Below are 7826 nucleotides of genomic sequence, written 5' to 3' on the forward strand. Positions count from 1 at the left end.
TGTCGAGCGCAGCGAGACATCTTACACTGATGACTACCGGTACTTGGCGTGGTGAACGGAGCGAGACATCTAGCTCCGCTTGAAGCGGGGGAGCAAGGGGGACGCTGCGCCCGCAATGACACAGCGGAAACGCCGGTTCTCATGATGGCGCGCGGAACGCGCCACTCGTGCTTTGTCATGTCGAGCGCAGCGAGACATCTTACACTGATGACTACCGGTACTTGGCGTGGTGAACGGAGCGAGACATCTAGCTCCTCTTGAAGCGGGGGAGAAGGGTTATTCCCTCTTCCCGCAGCGCGGGGGCGAGGTGAGGGCCAGACTTGCAAATTTGGTAAGCCAACGCTACAATCGGCCCGCTATGGAACAAACCTTGTCGCCGATTGGCGTAGTTGTCGTTTCGTACAATACGGCCCCCTTGTTGCGACGTTGTTTGGCGTCGTTGCAGGGATGTGAGTTACCACTACGCATTGTTGTCGTGGATAATGGCTCATGCGACGAGAGCGTACACCTCGTGCGTCGGGAATTCCCGACGGTGACGGTGCGGGAACGGCCGGATAATCCCGGCTATGCGGCTGCATGTAATGAGGGTATCAGCCTGCTCGTAGATACCTGTGGGGCGATTTTGGTGCTGAACCCTGATACCGAGCTATTACCGCGAGCAATTGAATCGATGGCCGATTTCCTTGCGGCACATCCGCGCGTTGGGTTGGTGGGGCCGCGCTTGCTCAACCCCGATCACACACTTCAACGAGCTGCCTTCCGTTTTCCCGATCTTATCACGACGGCCCTTGATCTCTTCCCGCCCGGCGAAGTCTTGCCCGGTCGCCTCTACGACTCATGGTGGCACGGACGTTACCCGGCTGAATTTGGTGATGCTCCCTTTCCAATTGACTACCCACTTGGTGCGTGTATGCTGGTACGCAGCGCCACAATTGACGAAGTGGGACTGATGGACGAAGACTATTTTATGTATTGTGAAGAGATCGACTGGTGCCGACGGATCAAACTCGCCGGATGGGCGATTTGGCACGTCCCGACGGCACACGTTATTCACGTCGGTAGCGCTGCTACCGGCCAATTCCGGTGGAAAATGTACGTCGCCTTGTGGCGGGCACGGGCGCGGTACACAGCCAAGTTCGGGGGCCGAGGTCTACGCTACGCGCATGCCGCCCTCGTCACTCTCGGTATGCTCCGCCTAATCGGCAAGGCGTGGCGTGACTACTTCAGTGGACGGATCGACCGGAACTCCCTACGCGGGCAACTCCTCGCCTACGGATTAATTTTGCGCACAACCGGCAATTTGGCTGCTCAACCGGTTGCGAAGGCGACAGGCTGATGCTATAGTAGCGATAAGAGCAGGTGCTATGTGGCGGAATAGCCCTACTCGCATATGTGAAGATTTTTCGCGAGACAAGCCAAATAATGTTGTGAGGTTGGTTCGCGTGAACATACCGGTGTATTGCTCCGCAACTTATTCTGAAGATTGCGACAACTCAAACCTGGTCAATGCTGCTTTGCAGACGAAGCACGTGTTGGTGGCTTGCGTTGATTCCGGCCTATCACGTTGTTAGCTGCGTGAGCTGGCACCGATGCATGCTCCGCACCTCCTCTCCAAAATGAAACAGGAGCAGATCAGACAACGATGTACGACCAAAAGCGACCTGATGTCGCGGTCTTCATCGACTTCGAGAACATCTATGTGAGCGTGCGCGATAAGCTCAACGCCACACCGAACTTCGAAGCGATTATGGACCGCTGCAACGATCTCGGCCGCGTTGTGATTTCACGCGCCTACGCCGATTGGTATCGTTACCCACGTATTACGAGCGCACTGTACGCCAACGCTATCGAACCGATTTACGTAGCAACGTACTACTACGACAAAGATGCCGGACGCACCGGACGTGCTATCAAGAATAGCGTCGATATGAACCTATGTATCGACGCTATGAAGACCCTCTACACCAACCCGAATATTGCACGCTTTGTCCTCGTTACCGGCGACCGTGACTTTATTCCGCTCGTCCACAGTATTCGCCAACACGGCAAAGAAGTGTATATCATCGGGATCGGTGGAGCGGCTAGTACACACCTTGCACAAAGCGCCGACGAATTTGTTTTCTACGAGCAACTGATTGGGCGTCAGCCGAATGCGAGCGCCGCCGCCACGGCGATTGCTAATCGTACTACTGAGCTAAACCGACTACCCGAACCGATAGAAGAGCCGATGGCGCCGGTTACTCCCCCACCACCCCCTCTCCCAGAACCAGACATCTACGATGTGCTGGTGCAGGCGATTCATCTTGCCCGTAAGCGCGGATACGTCACGACCCTTGGCTCGCTCAAGATGTTGATGAAAGAGCTTATGGGGGGCGATTTCAAAGAAAGTCGCTACCGCGATCTGAATGGACGCCCATTCACGAAGTTTAAGGATCTGGTGCTTGACGCTGAGCAACGTGGTAAAGTGCAAATCTTTACCAAAGGTTCGGTCAACGAGGTCTTTTTGCCGGGCGAGGATCCGATGAAGCTCTCGCGGTTTGCACCGCTACTGACCGAAGAACCACCACCTGAGCCGTTGGTGCTTGATCCGCCAATTGGTAGCAACGGTACGGTGCAGCTTGCAGAGATTGAACCGGTGATTATTGAAGAGGTGAAAACAACGGTTGCTGATACACCCGCGGCAACTCCATCGAGCAGCAATCGCCGTCGGCGTCGCCGTTCACGACGCAATAATCGCAACCGCGAAGAGGTCACCGCGAATGGTCTTGGGACGGAGTCTGCCATCACCGACGCACAGGAAGATAGCGCGATTGATGACCTCGATTACACGCCACCACAGTTAGAAGAACCGACAGTGGCAACGGTAGCAACGGCTAGCAGTGACGAAAGTGCCGTGATAGAGACGGTTGTGCCGTCTGAGCATCTGCCTCCCTCGCTTGCCGATGCTGCCGAACCGGTAGCGGTTGTTGTCGCGAGCGAGCCAACGCCTAAGACCGGCCGTAGCCGTCGCCGCCGTTCACGTAAGGCGACCGCAGAATCGACACCGATCGGTGAATCGTCGCTGCCGGAGACAACCGTTGCCGAACCATCGGTTGCCGAGCTGGTCGTGGCCGACACCTCACCCGCCGAGCCGGTGGCGGCTGCCACCCCTCCAGCCGAACCGGTGGTAGTCAGCACTCCACCTGCTGAGCCGGTTGAGGCCGATACCTCACCCGCCGAGCCAACACCACCGACCGCGACCGATGGTAGCAGTGATCACGTCGATCTGACGCTGGAGTTCAGCGCAGAAGAGTGGCAGTTGTTCCGCACAACTATCCGTGAACTCGGCAAACCGGCTACATTTCAGCAACTGCTCAGTGCGTTACAAACAGCACGTCGCAAGCATGGTTTGCCACGGACAATGGAGGAGAACCGCACAATGCTCAAGCAAGCCATTCATCACGGTATGCTTGAGCGCACCACTCGGAACCGCTACGTCTATTACACGCTGAAAGAACTTGAGTAGGATTATCAAAATCTGTGGCTTACGCACGATCGATCACGCGCTGGCAGCCGCCACTGCCGGCGCCGATCTGATCGGGCTTGTATTCGCCCCAAGCCGCCGGCGCGTCACTGTGGCCGAAGCTCAGGCAATTGCCGCAGCGGTACGTGCTCTCCCGCCACCACGACCGTTGATCGTGGGATTATTCGTAAACGAATCGGCCCACGTGATCGCTGAGATCGCTCGCACCGTCGGGTTAGAGGCAATCCAGTTGAGCGGCGATGAGCCGGCCGATTTTTCCATTCCGGTTGAGTTACCACTGATCAAGGCCATCCGTATGACCGGTGATCCGACCGAGGAGGCATGGCTGGCTCGGATCGCGGCGACGAAACCGGCCACCAGCAATCGCTTACCGACCATGACTACATTGGTTGATGCTCACATCGCCGGTACGTATGGCGGTACCGGCCAACAGGCCGATTGGCAACGGGCGGCAAACCTAGCTCGGCGTGTACCTACCTTGCTGGCCGGCGGTTTGACTCCGGCAAATGTCGCACAGGCAATTGCTGTCGTTAACCCGCTGGGGGTCGATGTGAGTAGTGGCGTGGAGCGAGATGGGCAGAAGGACCCGGAGTTGATGGCAGCGTTTGTGCGGGCTGTGAGGACGAGTGATGCAGTTGCGGGATGTGGCGCTGAAAGGCGTTGCACCGAGTAGCATCGGCAGCCAAGAGACTTGTGGTTGTCGAGATGGTGTTTGCCCGGCTTGCCGATCAACGGTACAACCGTTGGTAACTTCGATCGTTACGTTCGACGACTTACGGCGCGATTATCGGTAGAATCAGCTTCAGCACAGCCCACCTCCAAAGGACTGAAGATGCATCGGCTACCTGCCTCTCGCCGCGAACCATCGTACCGATCAACTCAACCGTCACAAAGAGATTGGGCAAACCTCGATCGACCACGTACCGGTTGCAGTCCGTCGGCGGCAAATGAGCGTTATGGTAAGCTGAGACGATGGGTGAACAGCGACAGGATTAGGATAGAGCATGCCTACCACAACCAACAACTCATCTTCCCAGCATGCGCAAGCGAGAGCCGTCGCAGCAAGGTATGTACAACGGATTGCACAATGGTGGCTCACCTTGGTGATCCGGCTAACCATTGCTGTTGCCCTCCTGTTCGCCTTACGCTGGATCGTGCTACGCTTTCGACGTGTGCGCATTCGTCCTACCGCATATGCAACACCCCCAATCGGACCAGAAGAGATAGACACCCAGCGCCGACGAATTGTGATGAGTGATCTTCATCTCGGTGGTGGCGACCGGCGTGATGACTTTTGTGATGATGAAGCCCTGATTGCGTTCATCGAACATTATGTCATACAAGAACCAACCGAACTGATCCTTGCCGGCGACACCTTCGAGTTTTTACAGGTCAGCCTACCCGATGTCGCCGATGATGAGTGGTCACAACGGGCTGCCGCACGACGCTTGCAAGCGATCATTGAGGCGCACGCCGGCGTGATTAACGCGCTACGCCGATTTATCCAACTGGCCGATAACCGGTTGACCATCTTGATCGGCAATCACGACTTTGAATTGCATTACCCGGCAGCGAAAGAAGTCTTGCGACAGGCACTTCACCTACCGGCCAACGATCCGCGGTTGCGGTTTGGGATCAGTTATCACGGCGGCGGTGTCTATATCGTACACGGTAATCAGTTTGACCGGTGGAATCGGTTTGTCAATTTTGCCAGTATCAGCGAACCGTTCGAGGTGGTACGCGGGACACAGTTGGTCAAAGAGGTCATTAACGAGCTTGAAGAAGATCCGTTCCCGCTCGCACCCCTGATCGACAATATTAAGCCATCATCGGCCTTCTTTTGGTATCTGATGAGTTTGCAACGACTGCGCGATCCGGCAGCACGACGTTTTGTGACCCGCGGAGTGATCGGTTTCTTGCAAGTTACGGCGTGGGCACCGCCACACCATCTTTCGAGTGAACCCGACGAGTGGTTACGACGCTCGCCACTGCTGGCGCTGTGGCAACCGATTGCCACGTTTCGTCGCCAGCGTGTTGCCCGCCATCAAGCGATTGCTCGCCAGTTTGGCGCTGCCGCAGAGGCCTTCAGTGGCTTACCCGAAGTGGTTGACCAGGTGCGTGATGAAGCCCGTCGGCAAGCCAGCCGTGAAGTGAATACTTTCAATGATGAGATTGCCCGCGAGATGGCGCTCATCGCCCGTCTACCGGCCTATCGTAATGACCACCTCTTTGTGTGTGGTCACACGCACTTGGCTCGCGTGATCGATCTGGGTGAAGGACGGCGCTATATCAACGTTGGCACATGGACAGACATTGTCTTTGATGTAGAGACGATGCGCCGGCCTAACCAGCGCTATCCATTTCTCGAGATTCCTAGCGGTGAAGACGGTGCGCATCGCGCGCAGTTGTTGGTCTGGCACAGCGTTGATCAACCACCACACCTATGGCACGAAGAAGAGCCGCCGCGCCAGCGTTAGCAAAGTCGTGTACAATATCCGCAGCAGCCTTGAGACAGGCAGAGCTGATTTGGCTACATACTATCGTGAGAGGAGGCAACGATCGTATGAAGAACGTGTTACGCATTCTCGGCATCGCCGCAGTGGTCGGATTGGCAATTGCCATTTTCCGCGCCGTGCGCCAGTATCAGGAGGATAGTGTGTTCGATCTGACACCGGCTACGAATAGCAACACCGGTAATACCGGTAATACGACTCAACGCGGCAGCATCAGCCCCGACCTGCTCAGCATGCTGGCCGATCCCGGTGATAAGGGGCCGGTAGAGCTGATGGTTGATGCCAACGGCAAAGAGTGGCTGGTCAATCGGCGCAACGGCTATCGCTACCCCATCGAGGATGGTATCCCAATTATGCTGCTCGAAGAGGGTGAGAAAAACAAAGACGAGAGTCTCATTCAGAAGTAGTTAACGCAAAGAGCGCAAAGAGCGCAAAGAGCGCAAAGGGGCAAAGGCGCGAAGGGGCAAAGGCGCGAAGGTGGGTAACGCAGAGGGCGCCAAGGGCGCTCAATAAAAATAATCTTTGCGTACTCTACGCTCTTCGCGACTTTGCGTAACTAGAAAGTAAAGTTATGCAGGATGTTGTTTCGCGACCGGGACGGTTCGGCCCATATGGTGGTCGGTATGTGCCTGAAACGCTGATGCCGGCGGTTAGGGCGCTAGAGGAGGCGTATGAAGCAGCCAAAGCCGATCCATCGTTTTGGGAAGAGTTGGCAACACTCCACCGCACCTATACCGGTCGGCCGACACCGTTAACCTTTGCTGCCCGCTTAACTGCCCACTGCGGTGGCGCACGCATTTATCTCAAGCGCGAAGATTTGGCCCATACCGGCGCACACAAGATCAACAATGCGCTAGGGCAAGGCTTGTTGGCGAAACGAATGGGCAAGCGGCGCGTGATTGCCGAAACCGGCGCCGGTCAGCACGGGGTAGCAACTGCCACTGTCTGCGCATTGCTCGGTCTAGAGTGCGTAGTCTATATGGGGGTTGATGATATGGCCCGCCAGCGTCCCAATGTCTTCCGTATGCGGTTGCTGGGGGCTGAAGTACGAGGGGTGAGCAGTGGTTCGCGCACGTTAAAAGACGCGATCAACGAGGCAATGCGCGATTGGGTGACGAATCCAGACAGTTATTATCTCCTTGGCTCGGCTCTAGGGCCGCACCCCTATCCAACAATGGTGCGCGACTTTCAGCGCGTAATCGGGGTTGAGGCGCGCGAGCAAATTCTCGCTACCACCGGTCGGTTGCCCGATATGGTGATTGCTTGCGTTGGCGGTGGCTCGAACGCCATCGGTATCTTTCACCCGTTCCTCGATGATCCTGGCGTCGCATTGCGCGGCGTTGAAGCCGGTGGACGCGGTGAACGACTCGGTGAACACGCCGCTCGCTTTCGTGCTGCGACGCCCGGTGTGCTGCAGGGCACCTTTTCGTATGTGCTGCAAGACGAGTTCGGGCAAATCGCGCTCACTCATTCGGTCAGTGCCGGCTTGGATTACGCTAGCATTGGCCCCGAACACGCGTGGCTCCACGATACTGGACGGGCGACCTACACTGCCGCCAGCGACGACGAGGCATTGGCCGCATTCCAGTTATTGGCCAAGCTCGAAGGGATTATCCCAGCATTAGAGAGTGCCCACGCAGTGGCCGAGGCGATCAAGGTTGCTCAGACAATGCGGCCCGACCAAATCATTCTGGTGAACGTATCAGGGCGAGGCGACAAAGATATCTTTACCGTTGCCGATCTGCTGGGAGTGTCGATCTGAAACGTAAAACACAAAGGTGCGAAGGTGG

General features: G+C 56.5%; 6 protein-coding genes. All 6 read left to right on the forward strand.

Annotated elements, in window-relative coordinates; translation table 11 throughout:
• The first annotated feature begins 358 nt into the window (after window positions 1-358).
• Window positions 359-1336: a glycosyltransferase family 2 protein gene (locus ACP5OT_RS04975; RefSeq protein ID WP_424674365.1), complete on the forward strand. Its 978-nt coding sequence runs from the start codon at window positions 359-361 to the stop codon at window positions 1334-1336.
• A gap of 306 nt (window positions 1337-1642) precedes the next feature.
• Window positions 1643-3505, forward strand: coding sequence for an NYN domain-containing protein (locus ACP5OT_RS04980; protein ID WP_424674366.1), 1863 nt, complete (start codon window positions 1643-1645; stop codon window positions 3503-3505).
• Entirely contained in the window at window positions 3498-4196 is a 699-nt protein-coding gene (locus tag ACP5OT_RS04985; RefSeq protein ID WP_424674367.1) for a phosphoribosylanthranilate isomerase, read from the forward strand. The genes ACP5OT_RS04980 and ACP5OT_RS04985 overlap by 8 nt, the downstream gene beginning before the upstream one ends.
• 331 nt (window positions 4197-4527) lie before the next feature.
• Window positions 4528-6000 carry a UDP-2,3-diacylglucosamine diphosphatase gene (locus ACP5OT_RS04990; RefSeq protein WP_428131514.1) on the forward strand — a complete coding sequence of 491 codons (1473 nt, stop codon included), beginning with the start codon at window positions 4528-4530 and terminating at the stop codon, window positions 5998-6000.
• A gap of 86 nt (window positions 6001-6086) precedes the next feature.
• Window positions 6087-6443: a Trm112 family protein gene (locus ACP5OT_RS04995; RefSeq protein ID WP_428131517.1), complete on the forward strand. Its 357-nt coding sequence runs from the start codon at window positions 6087-6089 to the stop codon at window positions 6441-6443.
• A 164-nt stretch (window positions 6444-6607) separates the two neighbouring features.
• Window positions 6608-7798 (forward strand): tryptophan synthase subunit beta, encoded by a 1191-nt coding sequence (gene trpB, locus ACP5OT_RS05000; RefSeq protein WP_428113812.1) that lies wholly within the window; start codon window positions 6608-6610, stop codon window positions 7796-7798.
• Window positions 7799-7826: the final 28 nt, after the last annotated feature.

It is taken from the genome of Chloroflexus sp. (genome assembly GCF_049970315.1).
Classification (GTDB): domain Bacteria; phylum Chloroflexota; class Chloroflexia; order Chloroflexales; family Chloroflexaceae; genus Chloroflexus.

Coding starts and splice junctions, on each gene's coding strand:
- ACP5OT_RS04975 (WP_424674365.1), top strand. CDS start 359: ATGGAACAAACCTTGTCGCCGATTGGCGTAGTTGTCGTTTCGTACAAT.
- ACP5OT_RS04980 (WP_424674366.1), top strand. CDS start 1,643: ATGTACGACCAAAAGCGACCTGATGTCGCGGTCTTCATCGACTTCGAG.
- ACP5OT_RS04990 (WP_428131514.1), top strand. CDS start 4,528: ATGCCTACCACAACCAACAACTCATCTTCCCAGCATGCGCAAGCGAGA.
- ACP5OT_RS04995 (WP_428131517.1), top strand. CDS start 6,087: ATGAAGAACGTGTTACGCATTCTCGGCATCGCCGCAGTGGTCGGATTG.
- trpB (WP_428113812.1), top strand. CDS start 6,608: ATGCAGGATGTTGTTTCGCGACCGGGACGGTTCGGCCCATATGGTGGT.